Genomic DNA, 24498 nt, shown 5'->3' with positions numbered 1-24498 from the left:
GTGGATGTAAGGTTACTGTTAACGGAGTGAACAGTAACAGCGTAAATGGGCGGCTTGAGTTTCCGTAAAATGTAATTTTTAAAAAATATAACTTCTCCTAAAGTACCAATCTGTCTTTTTTTTGAAAAATAAAAGGACAATACTTCGAATAGAGTCACCGAAACAAGCCCCGTGGGAACCGGACTTTGGGAGAAATATTATGTTATCTATTTATGCGATCAGCTTAAAGCAAAGTTGACGGTATGCAGGACGTTTTGTTCTGAACCAAAGCCTGACACCTTCTTTTGCATACGACAGTATACCAGAGATACCTTTCGCTAATCGGTAATAGCAGAATTGAACTTTTTCCTTTATAGGAGCTGCTGTCTGTATGATTGAAACTTTTAGGGCATTTGTTTCTGCTTTCATTGAAACCAGCGCAAGAAATGCCATACACATGGTAATGTAAAAATTTAGAGCATTGATTGCTTTCAGTTTCCGAACTCGGAAGTTTTCGAACTGGAAGACCTGTTTCTTGCAGCGGAAATATTCCTCGATGCGCCAGCGGGAGAAATAAAGTCTTGCAATCCGGATTACATCATCTCTGGATTTTAATTCTTTGTTCGTTGCGAGCATCATCGGATACTCTGTGATGCCATAGACAAGAACCAGAAAAATGTCTTTTCTGGATGCGGTGATCTGAACCTTCACATGGGATAGATAAGCCTCCCGTTTTTTACCTTTATAGAATACAGGTGTCGTGATTTTACCTTTCCGACGATTTCGAAGTTCTGTGGCAGCTACCCATTTGTTATGGAAAAGGAGCTTTCTTTTAGCAGTAAGCCGAATCACATAGTCCTGTTTTAATTCATCAAGCTTAAGGAACATCTTATTATCATCATAGCCCCGGTCCATAACAAAAGTAGCTTTTCCAAACATTGCTTTTCCACGCTCCATGGCATCGAAGGTAACGCTATTGACAGAGGTGAAGGTCTTTTCTTTTGAAGAATGGATTTTGGAGTAAATGCTGACAGGATGATTGTCTTTTGTCATGACACAGGCCTCTGTTACATGGTAGCCTTTCTCGTAGACATTTTTTGTTTTAGTACTTTTGGAACCATCCCTTACCATACCAAGAGCCTCAAACTTATATCCGTCAGGCTTGATGACGTCACTGTCATCGATATGGATTACCGGATCATCGGGCACCCATTTACGAACAGTTTGAAGATAAGAAAGTAAGGCTTGTTTGGAAGTCCCTTTATTTAAATGTCTGGTAAGGCGCTCAACACTGTTGACCTTTTTAGAGTCTTCGTGAAGTTGATCTGCAATATCAGTCAGAAGACAACTACCAGAAGCTAACATGCCATAGGTCATGTCCGAAGTAAACTTTTTGTCCGGTTTGGAAAGCTTACGGGATATTTTGTTTGAAAAAGATAAAATTTCACGTTTCAAAGTGTAGGTTTTTGTAGTAGAATTAAGCATGAGGAATCCCTTTCTTTATTGTTTAGTGTAGATTTTGTTTCGCAACTTAATTCTACTACAAAAGGACTGGTGATTCCTTATATTTTGGGCATTTTCTGAAAGTTGTTCATTGCATTACTAGTGAAACAAGGGGTTTGTGGATAAAACTACGAAAACTCAAGAAATGGGCGGGCATTGCAGAAAACGGCAGCTTATGGTATGATACGGTCTGTACTATTATATTTTTGCGACAGATGGGAGCAGTTATGGAGACTATCATACAGGTTAAAGATGTCGGAAAGACATTTATTGGTAAAGATAATACGGTAGAAGCGCTAAAGGGCATCAATCTGGAGATTCACAAGGGTGAAATCTACGGAATCATCGGCATGAGCGGTGCGGGGAAGAGTACGTTGGTACGCTGTCTGAACTTTCTGGAGAAGCCGACCACTGGTACGGTCATGATAGAAGGAAAGGACCTCGCCGGCTTGCCGGAAAATGAACTGCGACGGACCCGCACACAGATAGCAATGATTTTTCAGCATTTTAATCTGCTCATGCAAAGGACCGTTCTGGATAACATCTGCTTCCCCCTGGAAATTACGGGGCAGAAGAAAAAGGAGGCCCGCAGCCGCGCGAAGGAGTTGCTTGAAATCGTAGGACTTTCCGAAAAGGCGAAGGCTTATCCGGCGCAGCTTTCCGGCGGACAGAAGCAGAGAGTGGCTATTGCCAGAGCCTTGGCGACCAATCCGAAGATTCTGCTCTGCGACGAAGCCACAAGCGCTCTCGATCCTACCACGACCAAATCCATCCTCGCTCTTTTGAAAGATATTAATGAAAAATATGGCATTACTATTGTCATCATTACCCATGAAATGGCTGTGGTGCAGGAAATATGCACTCACGTAGCAATTATAGACGGCGGAACGCTGGCGGAAACCGGAACGGTGGAGGAGGTCTTTACAAGGCCTCAGACACCGGCCGCAAAAGCGTTAGTATTCCAGAATGGCGGAAACCATGAACAGATGAGAGGCAAACGCTGCATCCGCATCGTTTTCAAGGATCATTCTTCCTTTGAACCGGTCATTGCCAATATGGTTCTGGAATGCAAGGCGCCGGCCAACATCCTTCTGGCCGATACAAAGGATATCGGCGGCGTGGCACACGGACAGATGATATTGCAGCTTCCGGAGGATGAGATCATAGCAAGAAAGATGATTCATTATCTGAAGGAAAGAAAGCTGGAAGTGGAGGAGTTGAGTAACTATGTGGGATAATGCGACAATAATGATGCTTATAAAAGAAACGGGCACCACCCTGTACATGACGCTGACATCGACGTTTTTTGCTTATTGTATTGGACTGCCTATGGGAATTTTTCTTGTAATTACTGCGAAGGACGGTCTTAGACCTAATGCGGTAACTTATAAAATATTGGATGTAATTGCAAATATAGTGCGAAGCGTTCCGTTCTTGATTTTACTCATGCTGCTGATTCCCTTTACCAGATTTGTGGTAGGGAAGAGCTACGGAGCTACAGCGACGATAGTACCGCTTACTGTGGCGGCGGCACCCTTTATCGCCAGGCTGGTGGAATCTTCTCTTTTGGAGGTGGACCGCGGCGTGGTAGAGGCGGCGCAGAGTATGGGAGCCAGTACCGGAACTATTGTTTGGAAAGTTTTTTTGGGAGAGGCAAGAACCTCTTTGATTGCGGGAGCTACCATAGCTCTTGGAACGATCTTGGGATATTCTGCGATGGCAGGTGCCGTTGGCGGCGGCGGCCTGGGCGATGTGGCGATACGCTACGGATATTACCGCTATCAGGCCGATATCATGATCGTTACGGTTATTTTATTAGTTATACTTGTTCAGATTCTGCAATATATCGGTACGAGGATGTCCAAAAAGCTGGATAAACGAATTACCGGATAGACGCGGATTTATGATATAAATGAGTGAAGAACACTCATGAGTGAAAAACGCTCAAAGGAGGAGAAGATTATGAAAAAAAGAATTTTAACAGCAGTATTAGCGACAGTCCTTGCGGCAGGTACTCTCACCGCATGCGGCTCTGCGGGCGAGACGGCTACAGCACCGGCAGAAACGGAGAGCACAGAAGCTCCCGAAGAAACAGCAGCACCGGCGGAGGAGACGGCGCAGGCCGAGGAGCCTGCAGCAGAAGTAACAGAAAAAGGAACCATCACGGTAGCGGCTACGGAAGTTCCCCATTCGGAGATCCTGGAAGCAGCAAAGCCTATTTTGGCAGAGCAGGGCTGGGATTTGCAGGTTACGGTATTCAACGACTACGTTCAGCCTAACGAAGTAGTGGAATCCGGTGAATTCGATGCGAACTATTTCCAGCATACACCTTATCTCGATAGCTTTAATGAAGAAAAAGGAACACACCTTGTAAATGTAGGTGAGATTCATTATGAGCCTCTTGGAATTTATGCAGGTACGGAATCCGACCTTGCAAATATTTCCGACGGAGCGACGATTGCAGTTCCTAACGATACGACCAATGAGGCGAGAGCGCTTCTTCTTTTACAGGATAACGGAATCATTACCTTGAAAGAGGGCGCAGGTATGGAAGCAACCAAGAACGATATAGCGGAGAACCCTCACAACGTAGAGATTGTTGAGCTGGAGGCAGCTCAGGTTGCCAGAGTTATCGGAGAGACCTCTTTCGTAGTGCTGAACGGTAACTATGCATTGCAGGCGGGCTTAAATGCTCAGACAGATGCTTTAGCATATGAAACTTCCGATTCCGAAGCGGCTAAGACCTATGTAAATGTTATCGTTGTTAAAGAAGGCAATGAAGGCAACGAAGGCGTAAAAGCGCTGGTGGATGTATTGAAGTCTGATGAGATTAAAGACTTCATCAATGAGAAATATCAAGGTTCCGTTGTACCTTTTGAATAGTAATAAAGAATCAATAACGTAAGGTCTGGAGACCGATAAAAACGATGAGAGGGTGTATGTGAAGGAAGTGCCGAAACTTACAAAGCGGTAGTTTTCATGGCACCCTCCTTTGTTATGATGAAAGGATAACACTTATAAAATGAAATATATTTTTCTGGATATTGACGGTACGCTGTTCGACCATAATGCTCTTTGTATTCCGGAGAGTACGAAGCGAGCTGTGGAGCTGGCGCGGAAGAAGGGAAATAAAATTTTCATTTCTACGGGACGCTCTTCTTGTATGATTGACCTTGTTGACGAAATTGGCTTCGAAGGGGTGATTGCGGCTGCGGGAGCATATGTGAAGGTCGGTGAGGAAGTTATCTATGAAGAAAGTATTGAAAAGGAAGAATTGAAAGAAATCACAAGCTTTTGTGATGAACAAAATGTGGCATATATTCTGGAAGGAAAAAGCGGAGTCTATCTGGATTCCAAAGTGACCGGATTCTTTGATGGAATGGGCGGTATGGATAATTCGCTGAAGGCATTTTTTTCCCATAAAATGTTTCGGGGGATGAAAGAGTATCTTGTAGATAAAGAAATCATATATAAAATGGGGTTATACGCACTGCGCGAGAAAGACTTATTTAAGGTAGAGGAACGGTTCTCACAGGGATTCCATATGGTGCCCGGACAGGTGGACGAGAGATATCCGTACAGCGCAGAGCTTCTGCTTTTAAAGAACAATAAGGCAAGCGGGATAAGAAGAGCGATAGAATATTCGGGCGGGAATATGGCGGATACGGTTGCTATAGGCGACAGTCTGAACGATTTGGAAATGATTAAGGAATGTACAATAGGAATCGCTATGGGAAATGCGGACGAACGGTTGAAGCCTCACGCGGATTTCGTGACGGCGGATGTCGGAAAGCATGGGATATACAAAGCTTTTGAGCGGTTTCAATTGATTTGATAGACAATAGAATTGAGCAATGAATTGGAAGGAGGAAAACATGAAAATTTCGACGAAGGGACGTTATGCGGTCCGCGTTATGATCGACCTGGCGCTGAACAATACGGGTGAGTATGTTAAGGTGAAGCAGATAGCGGAAAGGCAGGGAATTTCGGAAAAGTATCTGGAACAAATTATCGCCATTTTGAATAAGGCGGGGTATGTGAAAAGTGCCAGAGGTGCACAGGGCGGATACCGCATTTCGGGGAGCCCGGAAAACTATACGGTAGGAATGATCCTCCGGCTGACCGAGGGCAGCTTATGCCCGGTGGCATGTTTGGAAGATGAGGTGAATGAGTGCGAAAGATGCGACACCTGCGAGACCTTAGGGGTATGGAAGGAATTGAACGACGCTATCGATAAGGTGGTGGACGGTGTGACGATTGCGAATCTGATAGAGCGTCAGATGGTAAGAGAAGACGCCATAGATTACTCAATTTGATTTTTAGCTCTCTTATATTATGAAAGTAAATGTTTACTTATCGCATTTTATGCTTTAAACTATACGTATAAAATGCGATAAGCCTCGCATGTCCTGAAATAGGATAAGGGAGGGCTTGGAAAGGTAGACGGAATATGACAGTATTTGAAGGAAAATCTGTTTTTTCGGGAATTGCGATAGGGAGGATCGCCATTCTTAAGAAAGACGATCAGTGTGTGAAAAGAACACATGTGGAAGATACCGGAAGAGAGCTGGAGCGTTTGAATGCCGCTAAGGAGAAGACCATCGAACAATTGCAGGAGCTGTATCAGAAAGCGGTTATGGAGGTTGGAGAATCGGGAGCAATGATTTTTGAGGTGCATCAGATGATGGTGGAAGATGAGGATTATCTTAGCTCTATTACCAACATGATCGAATCCCAAAGTATAAATGCGGAATATGCAGTAGCGGCCACAGGCGATAATTTTGCGGGGATGTTCGCGTCTATGGATGACGACTATATGAAGGCCAGAGCGGCCGACGTCAAAGACATATCGGAGCGTTTGATTAGTGCGCTTCAGGGTAAGGGAGAAGCTTCTCTGGAAGCGGAGGAGCCTGTTATCGTAGCAGCAGAGGATCTGGCGCCCAGCGAGACAGTGCAGCTTGATAAGAGCAAAGTGCTCGCTTTTGTGACCCGATTTGGTTCTTCCAATTCCCATACGGCTATTTTGGCCCGGACCATGAATATTCCTGCGCTTATCGGCTTGGATTATGAAGCGGATGTAGATGGGAAGATGGCCGTAGTGGATGGATTTACGGGAAAGCTTATTGTGAATCCCGAAGAAAGTGTTCTGCGGGAATATGAGGAGAAACGCAGAAAGGAATTGGAAAAGAGGCAGCTGCTTCAGGAGCTTAAGGGAAAAGAAAACGTCACAAAGAGCGGCAGGAAAATCAACATCTATGCCAATATCGGCAACGTATCGGATGTAGCCAGCGCTTTAGTGAATGACGCCGGAGGGATCGGTCTTTTCAGAAGTGAGTTTCTTTACTTAGAGAAGGAAACCTTCCCGACGGAGGAGGAGCAGTTCCAGGTTTATAAGACAGTGGCAGAAAATATGGCGGGTAAAAAGGTTATCATCCGTACGCTGGACATCGGAGCGGACAAACAGGTGGATTATTTCGGATTGGACCATGAGGAGAATCCGGCCATGGGTTACCGTGCAATCCGTATCTGTCTGGACAGACCGGAGATATTCAGGACACAGCTTAGGGCTTTATTCAGGGCCAGTGCCTTTGGGACGATTTCTATTATGTATCCGATGATTATTTCGGTAAATGAAGTAAGGCAGATTAAGGAAATCGCAGAGCAGGTTAGGAAAGAACTGACGGAGGAGGGGTTTCCTTTTTCCGAGGTGGAGCAGGGAATTATGATAGAGACTCCTGCAGCGGCAATGATCAGCGATCTGCTGGCGAAGGAGGTAGATTTCTTCAGCATTGGCACCAACGATCTGACTCAATATACGCTGGCAATTGACAGGCAGAACGCCAAGCTTGATAATATCTATGATTCCCATCATGAAGCGATTCTGCGGTTAATAAGGCTGGTGGTGGAGAACGCTCATAAGGAAGGCATCTGGGCCGGAATCTGCGGAGAGCTTGGCGCGGATACCACCCTTACAGAAGAGTTTGTGAGAATGGGTGTGGATGAGCTTTCCGTAACGCCCACCTTTGTATTACCGGTTAGAAAAGCAGTAAGAGAAATGGAATAAATTAAGTTACGGATATGTTCGATACAAGGAATCTGCATTGCAGGTTCCTTGTGTGTGTGCAGAAATAAGAATATATTTATTTGGGAGATAAAATATTATGGGAAAGAGTTCCACGAGAGACATGACGAACGGGTCTCCGATGAAGCTGATAGTGGGCTTCTCCGTTCCGCTTTTATTCGGTTTTCTGTTTCAGCAGTTATACAGTGTTGTAAATATGATAATTGTAGGCCGGTTTCTGGGTGTAGATGCATTGGCAGGGGTGGGAAGTACCGGCTCCGTTAATTTTTTGATCATCGGCTTTTGCATGGGCGTCTGCAACGGATTTGCCATTCCGTTAGCGCATAAATTCGGTGCTAAGGATTTTTCGGGAATGCGAAAGTTCATCGCCAACAGCGTTTGGCTGTCGATTTTGTTCGCGGCGGTGATGACAGTGGTGACTACTCTTTTTTGCCGGCCGCTGCTTCTTCTGATGAGGACGCCGGAGAATATTTTTGATGATGCTTATACTTATATCTTTATAATTTTTATAGGAATTCCGGCTACATACCTTTACAATCTGCTTTCCGGAGTTATCCGCGCTATGGGAGACTCTAAGACGCCCCTCGTCTTTCTTACTATATCCTCTTTTTTGAACATTATCCTGGATCTGGTGTTTATAGTCGTATGCGGGCTGGGGGTTGCCGGAGCAGCGATAGGAACTATCGTATCCCAGATGGTGTCTGGGATTATGTGTCTGATCTATATCAGAAAATTCCCGATGCTTAGAATTGAAAAAGAAGAGTGGAAAATAGACTTGTCTCACGTGAAGACCCTATGTATCATGGGCATTCCTATGGGACTGCAATATTCCATTACGGCAGTCGGCAGCGTTATTCTTCAGTCTGCGGTGAATACCTTGGGCTCCGGGGCAGTTGCTACGGTAACTGCGGCCAGCAAGGTGAGCCTGTTCTTCTGCTGTCCCTTTGATGCATTGGGAGCCGGAATAGCTACCTATGGCGGCCAGAATGTGGGAGCCAGGAAGCTGGACCGTCTGGGAGCAGGTTTGAAGGCCAGCGCGGTACTTGGGATCGCTTATTCTGTTATCGCCTTTGCGACGTTGTTCTTTTTCGGCGGACATCTGTCATCCTTGTTTCTGGATGCGGGAGAGACACATCTGATCGCCGATGCGAGACAGTTCCTGATCATTAACAGTGCGTTCTACGTCCCGTTAGTCTTTGTGAACATCATGCGATTTATGATCCAGGGAATGGGCTTTAGTTCCTTCGCTATCCTCGCGGGTGTATGTGAGATGGCGGCGCGAAGTCTGGCAGGAATCCTGCTCGTTCCCATATTCGGTTTCGTAGCAGCTTGCTTTGCCAGCCCGTTGGCATGGATATTTGCGGACATCTTTTTGATTCCTGCGTATATTCACGTGAAAAAAAAGCTGGAGAGGATTCTAAGTACATCGTCCTACAAATAATATTTGAGGACCATATATTAGGGCAATAGCTTACATACCTTGCGGTCATAGGTAAGAAGTCCGTTGACTTCCTCCTCCACGTCGGATACCTGTGTATATACGGCACCGCACAGCCCTTTTTCGATAAGAGGTTTTAGCTCCTCATCGATAAGCTTATGGTAGGCCTTGGTAAGGGCTTCCTGATCTGCGAACTTCTTGTAGCCGTAAATGCGTTCTACGCTGGAATGTCCGTCGATGTGACAGGCATAGCCGCCATATTCGGATACAACAAAGGCACGGGGATCCTTTGGTACCTTCAGCTTTCTGAAATAATTGTGCACACTTTTAAAGTCTCCGCCGCCTTGGTCGAACCAGCCGCTCGTCTGGTCCACCGGGCGGGTGGGGTCTTTTTCTTTTAACAGCTTCGCTGCAGCATTGGAATCGAACTGCCCCCATCCCTCGTTAAAGGGAACCCATACGGCAATGGATGGAACGTTGTATAGATAATCCACGGTATCTGTACATTCCTGAAGCCATTCTTCCCGCCCTTCTCTGGAATGCCTGCCGAACAATTTGTAATTATCGTCGCTTAGCTTCTGGAAGAAGCGGGGGAAGAGAGTGGGCAGGTAGCAGACGATGGGCATGGAATAATGGGAGCCTCCGCTGACCATGTCCTGCCATACGATCATTCCCAGCCTGTCGCAGTGATAATACCAGCGTGCAGCCTCTATCTTGATATGTTTGCGCATCATATTGAAGCCAAGCCTTTGCATTGTGCGAATGTCGTAGATCAGTGCCTCGTCGGAGGGTGCGGTATATAAGCCGTCGGACCAGTAGCCCTGGTCCAGGACACCGTGCAAGAATAAAGATTTATGGTTCAAACAAAAGCGCATGATGCCCTTTTCATCGGGCTGCGTAGTAAAAGTGCGCATGGCAAAATAGCTCTCCACCACATCCTGACCATAGGAGATGATTAAGGTATAAAGAAAAGGAGAATCGGGGCTCCAGGGGTGAATCTCCGATAGCTTGGCACGTACCGCGATTTGGTAATCGCCGGAAGGTGCATGGTTGCCGGAAGACGTGCTTTCACCAGAGGAAGACAATGAAGAAGCCTCGTAGGAGGTATCGAAGATACAATAACCGTTCGAAAGGATGCGTATATTCAGAGGTTCCCGCCCTGAAGCGGACAGAAGAAGAGACACCTCGCCTTTATCGTAGTCGGGTGTTATCTTCAGCTTGTGTATGTAATGCTCTGGCACGCATTCCATCCATGCGGTCTGCCATATACCGCTCTGGGCAGTATAGAACATACCGCCTCTTTTCAGGGTCTGTTTTCCCCTTGAATGGTGAGAAGTATCGCTGAAATCCTGAACTCTTACAAGGAGGGAATTAGCACCCTGGCGAAGAAAAGAAGTAATATCGGCTTCAAAGGGGAGATAGCCGCCGTGATGCTCACAGACTGTATCCCCGTTTATATAGACTGCCGTATGCTGGTCCACCGCTCCGAAATGCAGTATGAGACGGCAAGAATCAGGGACATCGCAGACTATGGTGCGCTCGTACCACAGGTATTCGTGGGGCTGCAGCTGTCTTTCCACACCGGATAACAGACTTTCCGGAGAAAAGGGAACGAGAATCTGCCCGTCATATGCATCGGGGGCATCCTTGGAGGTGGTAAAAGCATAGTTCCAATAACCGTTCAATATCGTATAGTTGTTCCTTTTAAGCTGAGGGCGGGGATATTCCTCCAATACGTGGGCAGGGTCGATCGCTTCGCCCCACTTAGTATAGAGCTTGTTCAGAATATCCTCCTCGTGTGTTTTATTGATATTTCTAGCAGCATCGATAATGTCCATTTATGATTTACCTCACAGAATTTAAGTCATATAGTAACTACAGTATATCACTTAATTTACCTGCGGAAAATAGCTATTTAGCAGCGTTGCTATTTCTTCTGTATCGATAGTACAATTAATCTGCCCTATTCTGATGGCAGGCTTCGTCTTCCCATGGAAATCACTTCCGCAGGTGGGAAGAAGGTGAAACTCACGGCATTTATTCAAAAAGTATTCCGCAGCGGGAGCGTCATGGTAGCTGCTGAAGGACTCAATTCCGTCAAGACCTGTTTTAAGAATAGGGTGAAGCAGTTCGTGGCGGTTCTGCAGGTTGATCCCGGGATGAGCGAGGACGGCAATCCCTCCGCTATTGTGTATAATCTTTATGATTTGCATCAAGGAGGGATAGATTATCTTAGCGTAGCAGACTTTGCCTTGCGAATAGTAATCCCAATAGAAATTCACATAAGGATTATCACCTCTCGCTCCGTCGCTACGATAAGGAGAAAGAAGCGGATGATCATTATACTCCGGACGGGCAAGCAAAAGCTCGGCGAACATCTCTCCGGTCCAACAGTCCTTCCAATAGTTGTTCTCTGCTAACTCCACCATATCATTTTCCGTAATATGAAAGCCCAGTTTCTGTGTAAATAGCAGCATTTGCCGAGAAGCCTGTTTCTGCTGTTCCTGAATATTTTTCTCCAGCAGATAGAAATCATCGTTTGTATAGTCGATGCCATATCCGAGGACGTGAAGGTTGACATCTTGAAAGGTGCAGTCGATTTCGATGCCGGGAAGGAAGCGGATACCGGTATCCTTCGCGGCCGGCTGCCCCTCTGAAACAGCACGCACACAGTTGTGGTCGGTGATGGACATTATGGTGATGCCGCATTCTTTGCATTTTTGCACGAGGGTAGTGGGAGTGTACTCCCCGTCATCGCTGTAATAGCTGTGCATATGGAGATCAATTATCTCTTTTGCCATGAACTTTATTCATCCTTTCTGCCATGATAAACATGAGCACAATGAAGAAAATCAGGTACAGAGGATACAGTGAAATAGAAACGTGTTCCGCAATGAATCCGAATAAGGGCGGGATGAGGGTGGAACCCACATAGGCGCATGCCATTTGCATACCCATGATGGCCTGAGACTTATCGGCGCCGAAATTATCGGGTGTCTCGTGGAGCAGACTGGGGTAGATGGGTGCACAGCCTAATCCGATGAAAATCAATCCGGCAAGAGTCATGATGTTTCCAAAAGGGAGAAAGAGCAGTAATGTTCCCAGTCCCGCAATAGCCTGCCCGATACGTACCATCCGGCGGTCCCCCAGCTTATCCGTGATAAAGCCGCAGATAAGACGTCCGATAGTAATTCCGAGGTAGAATAAAGCGGCCCACTTCGCTGCGGTCTGAGCGTCGATGTCCTTATGAAGCACCATATAGCTGCTGGCCCATAAGCCGGTGGTGGCCTCTAATGAGCAGTAGCAGAAAAATGCGATTAGGATAGCCTTGGCTCCTGGGAGCTTTATGGTATCCGACAGGCGCAGAGTCTTCGGAGCGTGGGTTTCCTCCGCATGTGCTTTCTGTTTGCGCTTCCATAGGGGCAATGTGGGAATGAGGCAGAGCACGAGAGCGAATTGCAGGATGCCGATGACCATGTAGCCGGAATTCCATTTAAATCCGTTTGTCAGGCAAAGTCCCATGATATAGGGGCCGGTGGTGGCACCGATGCCCCAGAAGGAGTGAAGCCAGCTCATATGGCGGGACTTGTAGTGCAGGGCTACGAAGTTGTTCAGGGCGGCATCTACACTTCCTGCGCCCAGTCCGTAAGGGATGCCCCATAAGCATAGCTGCCAGAAGGAGCCGGAGAAAGAAAAGCCGAATAGTGCCAGAGCCGTCATGGCTACGCTGACGAGAGTAATCACTCCGGTGCCGAAACGGCGGATCAGCCTGTCGCTGAAAAGACTGGACACGATAGTTCCTGCCGCTATAATCATACTGATAACACCCGCATAGGATACGGGCACGTGAAGTTCTCCATACATGGACGGCCAGGCGGAGCCGAGAAGGGAATCCGGCAGTCCGAGGCTGATAAATGCGATATAAATGATAACTAATAAAATGGTTGTCATGTCTTTTCTCCTTGTAAGTATATACTATGATGTAAGAATATCGTTACTGTTCACTCCGTTCACAGCAATGCATGATTTCTTCATTTAAATTCGCTTTGCGAAGCAGAAATCATCTCTTGAATCACGTTCTTACGCAGCTTAACAGCAAGTGTTAAGCCGCTGTGTGAACAGTAACAGAATATCGCCTTCCATGCCTTGAAACAATACTTATTTGGACATATAATGTAATAAAAACGACTAAAAGGAGAATTCCTATGGCACTTCAGCAATGTATGCTCAATCTGGACCGAAGCGGACGGGAGCTCAGCCCCCATGGGACTATCGATTTTCCCTGCGCCGGCTATTCCTACCGGTGTACCAGCCGGGCGTGGGATGAGATTCCATGGCATTATCACGAGGAGTTGGAGATTATTTATATAGAAGAAGGTATGATGCGGGTTCAGATTCCCAGCAAGGTTTTCAAGGTGAAAGCGGGAGAGGCTGTCTTCATTAATTCAGGTATTCTCCATCGTGCTACGGCGGATCCGTATTGCGAATATCATTCGCTTGTTTTTTCGGACCTGCTTGTGACAGGCAGCAAGAATTCGGTTTTCGCTCAGAAATATATGGAGCCTCTCGTTCGTTATTCTCTCCTGGACGGCTGTCAGTTTTATCGGGAAACAGGCTGGCACGTATCACTTATCGATCATTTTACTGAGGCATTCACAGCGATGGCGGGGAGCGGTTTTGGCTACGAGCTCGAGGTGAGAGAGCATCTATCCTCGTTTTGTATGCTTCTGTATCGCCAGTATAAGGAAGAAATGGATGAGAATAATTCACAGGTCAGTCAGGATGATATACGTATACGAAGAATGTTAGATTTCATCCATGAGCGTTATGCCGAGAACATACAGCTCTCACAGATAGCGCAGGCGGCGGATATAGGGGAGCGGGAATGTCTGCGCTGCTTCCAGAGAGTCATTCAGGTTTCTCCCATACAGTATTTGCTGAAATACAGGGTGATGCAGGGGGCTTCCATGCTGACAGGCGCCTCTGTCCTCTGTGTGGCGGAGGTATCTACGCTGTGCGGTTTTGACAGCCCCAGCAACTTTTCCAAAGTATTCAAACGATTTTTCGCATGTACGCCCAAGGAGTACAGAAGGAATATGATGAAACAATAAGAAAACCCCGCATAATTATATGCGGGGGTAACAAAGGGGAGAAACATGAATCTATATGTAATTAAGCTGCCATACATCGGAGCCGGAAACTTTTTGCTTCTCGTAAGAGAGCAATTCCAGGAAATAATCATGAAAGAGAGAATACATTTTCCAGTTATCGTTTGATGAAACCATTTCTGTCATGGATATCCTTTGTGGTGTTTTTTCTTTATGCATATTGTGGTATCCACCTCCTTTTGATAACTCTAGTATACGGTACAAATATGAACTTGATGTGTTCATTTCCTTAAACAAAACTAATGATTCTTAGAAAAGAATGAGGAAATTATTAACTAAAAATAAAATGGAAAAGGGTTGCCAAAAAGGTAATATGTAGAAAATTGTGAGAAGCAGTTGAGAATCTGCCGTCTTCGTGATAAAATAAAAGCGCAGTAGCTTAATAATAGGTGTTTTGTTTGGGAAAACGGTTCGGAGGACGTAAAAGTTCTTTTGAGCCGTTTTTTCGTCTGCGGGCAATCTTGATTAGGGTGTCAAAAGTCCTTTACGCATTCGTTCTTTTGGTTATGATTCCATTGTCTGAGAAAGTTGACGAAAAGGACTTTTGACACTCTAGTAAATCATAAAAAAGAAGGACGCCAAGCGTCCTCCTTTAAAATACTTAAATGTATAATTTATTTTTTTTCTTCGCTTTTTTTTCCGGTTCCGGCTGTGAGTTTGGAAAGAAGCATGGCAATACCGATGATTAAAAGGGTTGCGATAAAAATACCGCCCATTCCTTTTCCCATAATCTCCAAAGCAATTATTACATTGTCCATCATAATACGTTCCTCCTTACTTCAAGTAGTTGGTTACAAGGTTAATAACAAGTCCTCCGGCGATAACGGAAGCAATCTGTCCGGATACGTTAGCACCCGCAGCCTGCATGATAAGAACATTGCCCGGGTCCTCTTTCATAGCCATTTTCTGTACAACACGTGAAGACATGGGGAATGCGGAGATACCTGCCGCACCGACCATAGGGTTGATCTTGTTGTGAGGTATGAAGAGGTTGATAAATTTTGCAAAGAGCACGCCGCCCATGGTGTCGAGTACGAATGCGGCAAGACCGATCAGCATAACCAGTAAGGTATCGGTATTTACGAAATCTGCAGCCTTCATACTGAAGGAGATGGTGATACCGAGTAAAAGTGTGATCAGGTTAGCAAGAGCATTCTGTGCCGTATCGGACATCGTACCGAGTACTCCGCATTCACGAAGCAGGTTACCGAACATAAGGAAACCAACGAGCGAAACGGAAGACGGAGCGATGAATCCAACGATAAAGGTAACGATGATAGGGAATGCGATACGCATGGATTTGGAAACCTGAGAGGGCTTGTAGTCCATACGGATACGGCGTTCCTTCTTCGTCGTAACCAGCTTAATAGCAAAAGGCTGAACGATCGGTACGAGGGCCATGTAAGAGTAAGCGGCCACGGCTATGGCACCGATATATTTGGAATGTAGTATCTGGGATACCAAAATTGATGTAGGGCCGTCGGCAGCACCGATGATACCGATAGAAGCAGCATCCTTCAAGTCGAATCCGAGAAGAGTCGCAAGGAGGATAGCGGCAAAAATACCGAACTGAGCGGCAGCGCCGAATAAGAACATGATAGGCTTGGAAAGCAGAGGACCAAAGTCGATCATAGCTCCGATACCGATAAAGAGCAGGATTGGCAATGCTTCGGAAGCTTCAATGCCGACTTCAAACAACCACTGGATAATACCGTGGGTTTCGCCTACGCCTTCGAGCACCTGATTGATTACACCGGAAGCGGGAAGGTTGACAAGAATGGCGCCAAAGCCCATCGGTAAAAGCAGTGACGGCTCGTATTCCTTCTTTATAGCGAGCCAGATCAGCAAAACGCCGACGAAGTACATAACAATTTGCTGCCATGTTACTGACATAATTCCTTCAATAATAAAATTCATGATTCGTTCTCCTTTTGTTTATTTATTATTTCTGCCGTAGCAGAAGTAATGACACGATCTTTTAACTCCGTAATGGAAAAGTTTGCTTCCGGTGTCTTAATGGTAAGCGGAAGCTGGCCTTCCTCAGGGATATACCCTAGCTGCTCAATTAAATATCCGGACAGAGTATCGCAGTTGCTCGTGAGGTGAAGGTGTAACTCCTCGTTCAAATCGTAAATGAGCATGCTGCCGGGAATGTGGTATGCGCCGGAAGAAAGCTCTACAATACCCGTATCCGCTTCTTCATATTCTTCCCAAATATCTCCCACAATTTCTTCGATCAGGTCTTCTAACGTGACGAGACCCGATACACCACCGTATTCATCCACCAAAACGGCCATATGGATCTTGCTTTTCTGCATTTCCTGAAAAAGCTTGTCGATCTTTTGGTTCTCCGGAACGAAATAAGGCTTCTGCAAAAGAGTCCTTATATCTACATTGGTAAAGGATTGCTCCTTGGCCTTGATCATGAAGTCCTTCACGGAAAGAATTCCGATGATGGTGTCCATGTTCTTGTCGTAGACGGGAATACGGGAACGCCTGCTCTGCAATATGGTGTCCAAATATTCATCCCGGTACTTGGAAATATCTATAGCAATCATATCCTGCCTCGGGGTCATCACTTCCTTCGCCTTCTTATCATCGAAGGAAAAAATGGAAGTGATCATCTCCTTCTCGATATCATTGAAAACGCCCGTTTCCTGTCCTGTTTCCAAAAGGGACTTTATTTCCTCCTCGGATACCTCCTCCTCGAGAGAAGCGGACTTCATTCCGATGAGATGAAGGAATCCATTGGTAGATAAGGAAAGAAGCTTGATAAAAGGCGCCATGGCAATGGATACATAGTAAATAGGAGTTACACAGAAGAGGCTGAATCCCTCCGCCTTCTGCAATGCCACTCTCTTCGGCACCAGTTCTCCGAAGACAAGTGTGAAGTAGGACAAAATCAATGTGACGATTACCACAGCGAGCGTTCCGCTATAGGGAATACTAAGCTCCTCCATTTTACCTGCGAGTATCTGAGAAATACCTGTCGCTGCGGATGCACTGGAGAAAAAGCCCGCGAACGTTATCGCTACCTGAATGGTAGATAAAAAACTAGTGGAATTCTCCGAAAGGCGAAGTATCAAAGCCGCCTTCTTGTTGCCTCCCCCTGCCAGCCGCTTGATTTTGTTCTTATTGACGGAAACTACAGCCATTTCGGCTCCTGCGAAAAACGCGTTCACCAGTGTTAAAAATACTAGAAATAAAAGTTGTAAAGTAATCGTTCGGGCGACAGGGTCGCTGTCCATGAATAATACCTCCTTAAAAGTGTGTAATTTCTTAAATTACAATTGTTTTTAGTGTTTTTAATATTAGAGGAGAGGCATGATAAAAAGACTTTTACTGTAACCTTATCCGATACAATAAAAATCTTGCCATTTCAATTCTTAGCGTATGAAACATAATCTAGTTGGATATATCGCAAAGAATCCATATAAATGACGGTTGCTCCCTCTTTATTTAAGCCTTATCAATTTGCATCTATATTATATATGAAAAGTGTATATTTGTACACAAAAATTTTCCAAATATGAAAATTGAAAATTAGGAAAGAAAAAAATCGAAATATACGGTAAATGGGAAATTTTTCTTTAATTTTCTTCTATATAGTGTTATATTATTTAGTGGGTGTATTATAGCATTAGTAATGGTGGAGGATAAGCAGATGACAAGAGAACAATACCTAAGAATTGATAAGAAAGTTTTTGTGATTATAGCATGTACGCTTATTTTCAGCGCGGTATCCATGCTAAATGATGTGAGAGGAGAGAGTGCACAGCTTCAGAATTACATTGGCTTGTTCACTCCGATCGTGCTGTTAATAGTCAGTATCATCGGCTTCATGATTTGCAAAGGAAGAAGGATATGCGGTTCCGTGCTGACCGGGTCGGGAGCACTGACCTTTATCGTGCTCATGTCCGTGAGTACCTTTTCTTCGACTTATATCTATGCCTTTCCTATGATCATAGGGGCGATGATGTATCTGAATGTACGGTTTGCTGTGGCAGGTACTATAGCCATAGTCATCGGTAATACGATATGGACAATAGAGGATGTGGCGGCCGGAAGGCTGGTATGGGATGACACTGTTATCCGCTGGGGAATATCGCTTATCATATGTGCGACTGCCTATGTGTCGCTGAAGCTGATACAGCAGTTTAATGAAGAAAAGATGGACAGCATCAGTGCAGTAGCCCAAGAACAGGCGAAGGCAGCGGATAAAATGGTCCAGACTGCGGATAATATAGGCGTGGATTTCGAGCGTGCCAATGAATTGTTAAAGCGGCTTCAGGAAAGCGTGAATTCCAACAGCTCCGCTATGCAGAACATTGCGGAAAGTACGGAGAGCACGGCGCAATCCATTCAGGAGCAGGCGGCGATGTGCTCCAACATTCAGGAGAGTGCGGATGTGGCAGGGAAGGAAACCTCCAAGATAGCAGAGGTATCTCTTACTACCTCTGAGAACGTAGCGGAGGGTGTAGGCCTTGTCAACAGCCTGAAGGAACAGGCTAAGGGCGTGGAGGAAGCAAGCCGCCAGACGGTAAGCGCCACAGCCAGACTGACAACCAGCGTGGATGAAGTGAAGCATATTGTTGGGGATATTATGAATATTTCCTCCCAGACCAATCTGCTCGCTTTAAACGCATCCATCGAAGCTGCGAGAGCGGGAGAAGCGGGTAAAGGCTTCGCTGTAGTGGCGGATGAAATCAGACAGCTTTCGGATCAGACGAAGGGTGCGACAGAGAGGATTACGGGAATCATTTCCGAGTTGATAGAGGATGCCAGGAGTGCGTCGGAGAGCTTGGATCATTCCGTAGGTTTCATTAACGAGCAAACGAAGATGATAGAGGTCACGAAAGAGAAATTCGAGACGATTAACGATGAAGTAATTGAGCTTGCAGGAAGTATCAATAACCTGGAGCAGACTATGGAAGACATTATGCAGGCTACCGGAGTAATTTCCGACAATATTTCCCAGCTTTCGGCGACAGGAGAAGAAGTTGCGGCATCTTCGCAGGAGGGCGTGAAGTCCGCTGAGGAGTCTGTGGGCCAGATGGTAGAGTGCAGGCGTATGCTGGAATCGATACATGAGCTGGCGCAGGAGCTTAGAACCTACGCAAAATAAAGAATTGACCTAAGGAGAGCAGCATGTCGACAGTAGTAGATAACTTTTTGAAATATGTACGATTAGATACCCAGTCCGAAGACGGGAGGGCATCTACTCCCTCTACGGCAAAGCAGTTCGATTTGGCGAAGCTGCTTGTAGAGCAGCTCGAAGAAATGGGCGCAGAGGAAATAACTCTGGATAAGGAATATTGCTATGTATATGCGTCCATTCCTGCATCGAGGGGGTTGGAGAGTGCTCCGGTTCTAGGATTTATCGCCCATATGGATACTTCTCCGGCAGTGACGGGGGCGGGCGTAAAGCCCCGTATCGTGGAGACTTATGACGGAGGCGACATTGTTCTGAATGGGGAGAAGAACGTAGTGATGCGGACGAATGATTTCCCCGAGCTTTCCTATTATATTGGAAAAAGCTTGATCGTGACGGACGGAACTACGTTGTTAGGAGCCGATGATAAAGCAGGAATCGCGGAAATCATGGCTATGGCGCAGTACCTTCTGACGCATCCGGAAATCGCTCATGGAAAACTGCGAATCGGTTTTACTCCGGACGAAGAAGTGGGAGCCGGAGCCGATTATTTTGATGTGGATTTATTCGGAGCTGATTATGCTTATACGGTGGACGGCGGCAGACTGGGGGAGCTGGAATACGAGAACTTCAATGCGGCAGGGGCAAAAGTAACCGCATATGGCCGGAGCGTACATCCCGGCGATGCCAAGAATAAGATGATAAATGCTTTGCTTATACTTCAGGAATTTCAAGCTATGCTTCCCGCATTTCAGAATCCTATGTATACGGAGAAGTACGAGGGCTTTTATCACTTGGATTCGTTAACAGGAAATGTGGAAGAAGCGGTTTCCGAATACATCATACGTGATCATGACAAAGAGAAATTTGAGCAGAAAAAGGAAAACTTTCTTAGGATAGGGTGCTTTCTGAACGAGAAATACAGAGAAGGCACTGTAGTCATTGATTTAAAGGATTCTTATTATAATATGAAAGAAATCATAGAGAAGAATATGCACTTGGTAGATAATGCCAAAGCAGCCATGGAGGAAATCGGCGTGACACCCATAGTCATCCCGATCCGAGGCGGCACTGACGGTGCGAGGCTTTCCTTCATGGGGCTTCCTTGCCCCAATATCTGCACGGGTGGGCATAATTTTCATGGAAAGTACGAATATATTTGTGTGGAATCTATGGAGAAGATCGTGGAGCTGCTGATACGTATTTCTCAGAAATACGGCCTGGCACAAGAAGACTGCTGAGACTTTAAGACATATACGCTTATATGCAGGATGAAACGATTATTTGCAGGTATTGAAAGGTCATGCTGGCACAGGCGAACCAAAGCCTTCAGGGTGTACTTAACTTAATAAACGGATAGGAAACATATGACAGACGATACCCGGCATATACTGTAAAAGTTATGCCGGGTGTTTTTGTGTGTGAATGACATTACTGTTCACTCCGTTTTCAGTAATAAAGTGTCGGGATATGTTGACAAGGCAATTTTTTTGTGACTTAATTATAATTAAGATATAGGTAAGTACATACCTTATAGTTATTTTGTACAAGTATAAACAAAGGAAATTTGTTTTAATGCAGAGAGGAGAAAGGATGAGTCGATTAAGAATTAGTACCCCCAATCAGGCCCAGCTTACAGTGGAGCGGCTGTACAAGGATCTGGAAAGACATATCGTCGCCAGTCCTCCGGGGTTATGTCCGGTGGATTTACAACTATCTTTTTTGAGAGTATGCCATGCCCAGACCTGCGGTAAATGTGTTCCCTGCCGCGTAGGGCTGTTGCAGCTTTCGAAGATGTTGGAAGATGTGCTGGAAAATCGAGCCACATTAGCCACATTGGATTTAATGCTGAGGACGGCGAGCAGTATTGCCGATTCTGCCGATTGTGCTATAGGCTATGAGGCAGCAGGCATGGTATTAGCAGGTTTAAAAGGTTTCCGTGAGGACTATGTCTATCACATTGAGCATGGAAAATGTTCCTACGGCATTACACAGCCTGTGCCGTGTGTGGCTTTGTGTCCGGCTGGTGTGGATATCCCCGGATATATCGCGCTGGTAGGAGAAAAGCGGTATGCGGATGCGGTAACGCTGATTCGTAAAGACAATCCTTTCCCTACCGCCTGTGCATTGATTTGTGAACATCCTTGTGAAGCTCGCTGCCGTCGTAACATGATCGACAGCTCCGTGAACATCCGCGGCATGAAACGCATGGCAGTTGACAACGCCCGTGCCAACACCGTACCCGTTCCTGAGAAAGCACCCTCTACAGGCAAAAAGGTAGCTATCATAGGAGGAGGACCAGGCGGATTATCGGCGGCCTATTATCTGGAGCTCATGGGCCATCATGCCGTAGTATATGAAGAAAAGGAAAAGCTGGGAGGCATGCTGAGGTACGGTATTCCGAACTATAGATTCCCAAGAGTACGTCTTGACGAAGATATTGAAGCGATTCTTTCTACGGGTGTGGAAGTGCATACGGGGAAAAAGGTTGGAAAAAAAGAGGACGACATCTCATTAGATAAACTGCGGAAGAAATACGATGCCGTATATATCGCTATCGGCGCACATATCGATAAAAAGATGGGCATTGAAGGAGAAGATTCGGCGGGCGTGATTTCCGCTGTAGAAATGCTTAGAAGTATCGGAGAAAACAACCCTCCCGATTTTACCGGAAAAAGGGTCATTATCGTGGGCGGCGGCAATGTCGCCATGGACTGTACTCGTTCGGCGATTCGCCTTGGTGCTGCGCAGGTAGGGATTGCCTATCGAAGAAGACAGGAGGATATGACAGCTCTTCCCGAAGAGGTCGAGGGAGCCATAGCCGAAGGCGCTGAGCTTTATCCCCTCAATGCGCCTATCAAAATTGAAGCGGATGCAAAAGGGAATGTTACTGCTGTCTGGATCGAACCCCAGATCATCGGTCCTATCGATGCATGGGGACGTGCCCGTCCGGTACGTGCCGATAGAGAATTGGAAAGGATACCTTGTGATATTGTTGTGGTTGCCGTAGGTCAGGGAATCGAATCGCACCATTTCCAGGAATCAGGAGTTCCGGTAAAAAGAGGGGTTATCGATGCCCTGAGCGAAAGCGGATTCCGTGAGATCCCCGGTGTTTTTGCCGGCGGTGACTGTGTGACCGGCCCCGCTACCGTTATTCGGGCCATTGCTGCGGGTAAGGTCGCCGCAGCTAACATTGACGAGTATCTGGACTATCATCACATCATTAGCTGTGATGTAGAAATCCCTCAGGTGAATTACGAGGATAAGGAGCCCTGCGGCAGAATCAATCTGAGGGAGCGCGAAGCGGGCAAACGAAAGAATGACTTCGATGAAATAGAATGTACCATGACGGAGCAGGAAGCGGAACAGGAAGCGGGCAGATGTCTGCGCTGTGACCATTACGGTTATGGAAATTTGAAAGGAGGCCGGGCTGCGATATGGTAAATTTGAAAATTGACAATCGGAATATCTGTGTGGAAGAAGGAACCACTATCATGAAGGCAGCGGCCCATGCAGGAATTATGATTCCGCACCTGTGTTATCTGGAGGGAATCAATGAAATCAGCGCTTGTAAAGTCTGCGTGGTAGAAATGCAGGGGAAGGGGAAGCTCATCACAGCCTGCAATAACGCGGTAGAGGAGGGAATGGTAATCTATACCAACTCACCTAAGGTGCGTGCAGTCAGAAGCATCAATGTAGAACTGGTTCTTTCCCAGCACGATTGCCATTGTGCGACCTGTGTCAGAAGCGGCAACTGTAACCTTCAAAAGATGGCTAACGACTTGGGGCTTACTGAAATATCCTATCCGAAAGTAGTAGAGGATGCGCCCTGGAATCAGGATTATCCTCTGATAAGAGATTTTAAGAAGTGCATTAAATGTATGCGCTGTGTACAGGTTTGTGATAAAGTTCAGGACTTACATATCTGGGATGTGCAAAATACCGGTTCCCGTACTACGGTTGATGTGTCCGGTCATCGCAATATCGAGGATACCGACTGCAGCATGTGCGGTCAGTGCATCTCACATTGTCCCACCGGCGCACTTAGAGAGCGCAATGACATTCCAAAGGTGTTCGATATCCTGGCCGATCCGGAGAAAATTACCATAGTCCAGATTGCTCCCGCAGTGCGTACCGCATGGGGGGAGTCGCTGGGATTGCCGGAGGATGTGGCAACTGAGAAGAGAATGGCGGCGGCTTTGAAGCAGGTGGGCTTCGACTATGTATTCGATACCAACTTTGCTGCCGATCTGACCATTATGGAAGAAGCCAATGAGCTGTTAAAAAGGCTGCCCGAAATCAAGGAAAGCGGACTGCCTATGTTCACCTCCTGCTGTCCGGCATGGGTACGTTTTATGAAAAGCCAATATCCTCAAGCGGCAGGCAGACTTTCTACTGCAAAATCTCCCCAGCAGATGTTCGGTGCGGTGGCGAAGACATATTTTGCACAGAAGCTAAATGTGTCGCCGGATAAAATATGCTGTATCTCCGTCATGCCATGTGTAGCCAAAAAAGGAGAGGCAGCGATACCGGCAATGGATGTGACAGGGACAGGTCCGGATGTGGATATCGTGCTGACGACCAGAGAGCTGACGCGGCTGATTACGGCAGAGCATATCAAGCCGGAACTGTTAGAGGAAGTAGAATTCGATTCCCCGCTTTCAGAGAATACGGGAGCAGGGGTTCTGTTCGGAACTACCGGAGGTGTAATGGAAGCGGCGCTTCGGACTGCGGTATTTGCCTTGACAGGGAATAATCCTGACCCTAAGGGCTTTGGTGAGGTACGGGGCGGAGAGGGACAAAAGGAAGCGGTCTATTTCGTGGACGGCACTATGGTTCGGACCTGTACGGTAAGCGGGCTCAAGAATGCCAGACTTCTAATGGATGATATTATGGAAAAAAGAAAGGATTACGATTTCGTAGAGGTCATGGCTTGCCCTGGTGGCTGCGTAGGAGGCGGAGGACAGCCTATTTGGGAAGACGTAAAGATGACACCGCAGCGTTCTGCCAAGCTGTATGAGCTGGATGAGGAAAGGAGTCTTAGATATTCCCACGAGAATCCTACCATACAGCGGCTGTATGAGGAATTTTTGGGAGAGCCGCTATCGGAGAAGTCTCATCATTTGCTGCATACTAATTAGTATACTCATACTTAGAAAAAACATATGACAACCTA

At 46.3% G+C, this 24498-nt stretch carries 20 protein-coding genes; 12 read left to right on the top strand and 8 right to left on the bottom strand.

The window, feature by feature from the left end:
- Window positions 1-210: 210 nt before the first annotated feature.
- Window positions 211-1434 (bottom strand): transposase, encoded by a 1224-nt coding sequence (locus V6984_RS18110; RefSeq protein WP_342756217.1) that lies wholly within the window; start codon window positions 1432-1434, stop codon window positions 211-213.
- A 275-nt stretch (window positions 1435-1709) separates the two neighbouring features.
- On the opposite strand from V6984_RS18110, the gene V6984_RS18105 reads away from it, so the two are divergent.
- The 7 genes from V6984_RS18105 (at window position 1710) to V6984_RS18075 (ending at window position 9005) form a co-directional block, all read left to right on the top strand.
- A complete protein-coding gene (locus tag V6984_RS18105) occupies window positions 1710-2720 on the top strand; it encodes a methionine ABC transporter ATP-binding protein (RefSeq protein WP_342760046.1) in 1011 nt (336 codons plus the stop codon).
- Complete coding sequence (locus V6984_RS18100; RefSeq protein ID WP_342757003.1) at window positions 2710-3375, top strand: methionine ABC transporter permease; 666 nt, start codon at window positions 2710-2712, stop codon at window positions 3373-3375. Before V6984_RS18105 ends, V6984_RS18100 begins: the two co-directional genes overlap by 11 nt.
- Before the next feature lie 69 nt (window positions 3376-3444).
- A complete protein-coding gene (locus V6984_RS18095) occupies window positions 3445-4365 on the top strand; it encodes a MetQ/NlpA family ABC transporter substrate-binding protein (protein ID WP_342757002.1) in 921 nt (306 codons plus the stop codon).
- Window positions 4366-4504: 139 nt separating this feature from the next.
- On the top strand, window positions 4505-5317 hold the full coding sequence (locus tag V6984_RS18090; RefSeq protein ID WP_342757001.1) for a Cof-type HAD-IIB family hydrolase: 813 nt from the start codon (window positions 4505-4507) through the stop codon (window positions 5315-5317).
- 40 nt (window positions 5318-5357) lie between these two features.
- Window positions 5358-5798: an Rrf2 family transcriptional regulator gene (locus tag V6984_RS18085; RefSeq protein ID WP_342757000.1), complete on the top strand. Its 441-nt coding sequence runs from the start codon at window positions 5358-5360 to the stop codon at window positions 5796-5798.
- 134 nt (window positions 5799-5932) lie between these two features.
- Complete coding sequence (gene ptsP, locus V6984_RS18080; RefSeq protein ID WP_342756999.1) at window positions 5933-7546, top strand: phosphoenolpyruvate--protein phosphotransferase; 1614 nt, start codon at window positions 5933-5935, stop codon at window positions 7544-7546.
- 97 nt (window positions 7547-7643) lie between these two features.
- Window positions 7644-9005, top strand: coding sequence for an MATE family efflux transporter (locus tag V6984_RS18075; RefSeq protein ID WP_342756998.1), 1362 nt, complete (start codon window positions 7644-7646; stop codon window positions 9003-9005).
- Window positions 9006-9022: 17 nt separating this feature from the next.
- Here the strand turns inward: V6984_RS18075 and V6984_RS18070 are convergent, their stop codons facing one another.
- The 3 genes from V6984_RS18070 to V6984_RS18060 are packed head-to-tail and all read right to left on the bottom strand — an operon-like array spanning window position 9023 to window position 12953.
- Window positions 9023-10840, bottom strand: coding sequence for a glycoside hydrolase family 2 protein (locus V6984_RS18070; RefSeq protein WP_342756997.1), 1818 nt, complete (start codon window positions 10838-10840; stop codon window positions 9023-9025).
- 51 nt (window positions 10841-10891) lie between these two features.
- Entirely contained in the window at window positions 10892-11803 is a 912-nt protein-coding gene (locus tag V6984_RS18065; RefSeq protein WP_342756996.1) for a PHP domain-containing protein, read from the bottom strand.
- Entirely contained in the window at window positions 11784-12953 is a 1170-nt protein-coding gene (locus tag V6984_RS18060) for an MFS transporter (RefSeq protein ID WP_342756995.1), read from the bottom strand. Before V6984_RS18060 ends, V6984_RS18065 begins: the two co-directional genes overlap by 20 nt.
- Window positions 12954-13207: 254 nt before the next feature.
- Between V6984_RS18060 and V6984_RS18055 the strand changes: the two genes are divergently transcribed.
- Complete coding sequence (locus V6984_RS18055; RefSeq protein WP_342756994.1) at window positions 13208-14113, top strand: helix-turn-helix domain-containing protein; 906 nt, start codon at window positions 13208-13210, stop codon at window positions 14111-14113.
- 51 nt (window positions 14114-14164) lie between these two features.
- On the opposite strand, the gene V6984_RS18050 is transcribed toward V6984_RS18055, so the two are convergent.
- From V6984_RS18050 to V6984_RS18035, 4 genes are all read right to left on the bottom strand, one after another.
- Complete coding sequence (locus V6984_RS18050; RefSeq protein ID WP_342756993.1) at window positions 14165-14329, bottom strand: hypothetical protein; 165 nt, start codon at window positions 14327-14329, stop codon at window positions 14165-14167.
- 455 nt (window positions 14330-14784) lie between these two features.
- Complete coding sequence (locus V6984_RS18045; protein ID WP_342756992.1) at window positions 14785-14931, bottom strand: hypothetical protein; 147 nt, start codon at window positions 14929-14931, stop codon at window positions 14785-14787.
- Window positions 14932-14944: 13 nt separating this feature from the next.
- On the bottom strand, window positions 14945-16087 hold the full coding sequence (locus V6984_RS18040; protein WP_342756991.1) for a sodium ion-translocating decarboxylase subunit beta: 1143 nt from the start codon (window positions 16085-16087) through the stop codon (window positions 14945-14947).
- Window positions 16084-17418 carry a hemolysin family protein gene (locus tag V6984_RS18035; RefSeq protein ID WP_342756990.1) on the bottom strand — a complete coding sequence of 445 codons (1335 nt, stop codon included), beginning with the start codon at window positions 17416-17418 and terminating at the stop codon, window positions 16084-16086. Before V6984_RS18035 ends, V6984_RS18040 begins: the two co-directional genes overlap by 4 nt.
- Before the next feature lie 416 nt (window positions 17419-17834).
- Between V6984_RS18035 and V6984_RS18030 the strand changes: the two genes are divergently transcribed.
- The 4 genes from V6984_RS18030 to V6984_RS18015 all read left to right on the top strand — a co-directional run bounded on the left by V6984_RS18030 (window position 17835) and on the right by V6984_RS18015 (window position 24463).
- Window positions 17835-19295, top strand: a complete 1461-nt coding sequence (locus V6984_RS18030; RefSeq protein WP_342756989.1) for a methyl-accepting chemotaxis protein — start codon at window positions 17835-17837, stop codon at window positions 19293-19295.
- A gap of 23 nt (window positions 19296-19318) precedes the next feature.
- Window positions 19319-20563, top strand: a complete 1245-nt coding sequence (gene pepT / locus V6984_RS18025) for a peptidase T (protein WP_342756988.1) — start codon at window positions 19319-19321, stop codon at window positions 20561-20563.
- A gap of 352 nt (window positions 20564-20915) precedes the next feature.
- Entirely contained in the window at window positions 20916-22766 is a 1851-nt protein-coding gene (locus tag V6984_RS18020; protein WP_342756987.1) for an NAD(P)-binding protein, read from the top strand.
- Window positions 22760-24463: a [FeFe] hydrogenase, group A gene (locus tag V6984_RS18015; RefSeq protein WP_342756986.1), complete on the top strand. Its 1704-nt coding sequence runs from the start codon at window positions 22760-22762 to the stop codon at window positions 24461-24463. The genes V6984_RS18020 and V6984_RS18015 overlap by 7 nt, the downstream gene beginning before the upstream one ends.
- Window positions 24464-24498: the final 35 nt, after the last annotated feature.

This window comes from Kineothrix sp. IPX-CK, from assembly GCF_039134705.1.
Taxonomy (GTDB): Bacteria; Bacillota; Clostridia; order Lachnospirales; family Lachnospiraceae; genus Kineothrix; species Kineothrix sedimenti.
This window is presented reverse-complemented; position numbering and strand designations above follow the sequence as displayed.

Excerpts from the sequence above, each read along its gene's own strand:
- V6984_RS18105 (WP_342760046.1), top strand. The coding sequence starts at position 1,710 with ATGGAGACTATCATACAGGTTAAAGATGTCGGAAAGACATTTATTGGT.
- V6984_RS18100 (WP_342757003.1), top strand. The coding sequence starts at position 2,710 with ATGTGGGATAATGCGACAATAATGATGCTTATAAAAGAAACGGGCACC.
- V6984_RS18095 (WP_342757002.1), top strand. The coding sequence starts at position 3,445 with ATGAAAAAAAGAATTTTAACAGCAGTATTAGCGACAGTCCTTGCGGCA.
- V6984_RS18090 (WP_342757001.1), top strand. The coding sequence starts at position 4,505 with ATGAAATATATTTTTCTGGATATTGACGGTACGCTGTTCGACCATAAT.
- V6984_RS18085 (WP_342757000.1), top strand. The coding sequence starts at position 5,358 with ATGAAAATTTCGACGAAGGGACGTTATGCGGTCCGCGTTATGATCGAC.
- ptsP (WP_342756999.1), top strand. The coding sequence starts at position 5,933 with ATGACAGTATTTGAAGGAAAATCTGTTTTTTCGGGAATTGCGATAGGG.
- V6984_RS18075 (WP_342756998.1), top strand. The coding sequence starts at position 7,644 with ATGGGAAAGAGTTCCACGAGAGACATGACGAACGGGTCTCCGATGAAG.
- V6984_RS18070 (WP_342756997.1), bottom strand. The coding sequence starts at position 10,840 with ATGGACATTATCGATGCTGCTAGAAATATCAATAAAACACACGAGGAG.
- V6984_RS18065 (WP_342756996.1), bottom strand. The coding sequence starts at position 11,803 with ATGGCAAAAGAGATAATTGATCTCCATATGCACAGCTATTACAGCGAT.
- V6984_RS18060 (WP_342756995.1), bottom strand. The coding sequence starts at position 12,953 with ATGACAACCATTTTATTAGTTATCATTTATATCGCATTTATCAGCCTC.
- V6984_RS18055 (WP_342756994.1), top strand. The coding sequence starts at position 13,208 with ATGGCACTTCAGCAATGTATGCTCAATCTGGACCGAAGCGGACGGGAG.
- V6984_RS18050 (WP_342756993.1), bottom strand. The coding sequence starts at position 14,329 with ATGCATAAAGAAAAAACACCACAAAGGATATCCATGACAGAAATGGTT.
- V6984_RS18045 (WP_342756992.1), bottom strand. The coding sequence starts at position 14,931 with ATGATGGACAATGTAATAATTGCTTTGGAGATTATGGGAAAAGGAATG.
- V6984_RS18040 (WP_342756991.1), bottom strand. The coding sequence starts at position 16,087 with ATGAATTTTATTATTGAAGGAATTATGTCAGTAACATGGCAGCAAATT.
- V6984_RS18035 (WP_342756990.1), bottom strand. The coding sequence starts at position 17,418 with ATGGACAGCGACCCTGTCGCCCGAACGATTACTTTACAACTTTTATTT.
- V6984_RS18030 (WP_342756989.1), top strand. The coding sequence starts at position 17,835 with ATGACAAGAGAACAATACCTAAGAATTGATAAGAAAGTTTTTGTGATT.
- pepT (WP_342756988.1), top strand. The coding sequence starts at position 19,319 with ATGTCGACAGTAGTAGATAACTTTTTGAAATATGTACGATTAGATACC.
- V6984_RS18020 (WP_342756987.1), top strand. The coding sequence starts at position 20,916 with ATGAGTCGATTAAGAATTAGTACCCCCAATCAGGCCCAGCTTACAGTG.
- V6984_RS18015 (WP_342756986.1), top strand. The coding sequence starts at position 22,760 with ATGGTAAATTTGAAAATTGACAATCGGAATATCTGTGTGGAAGAAGGA.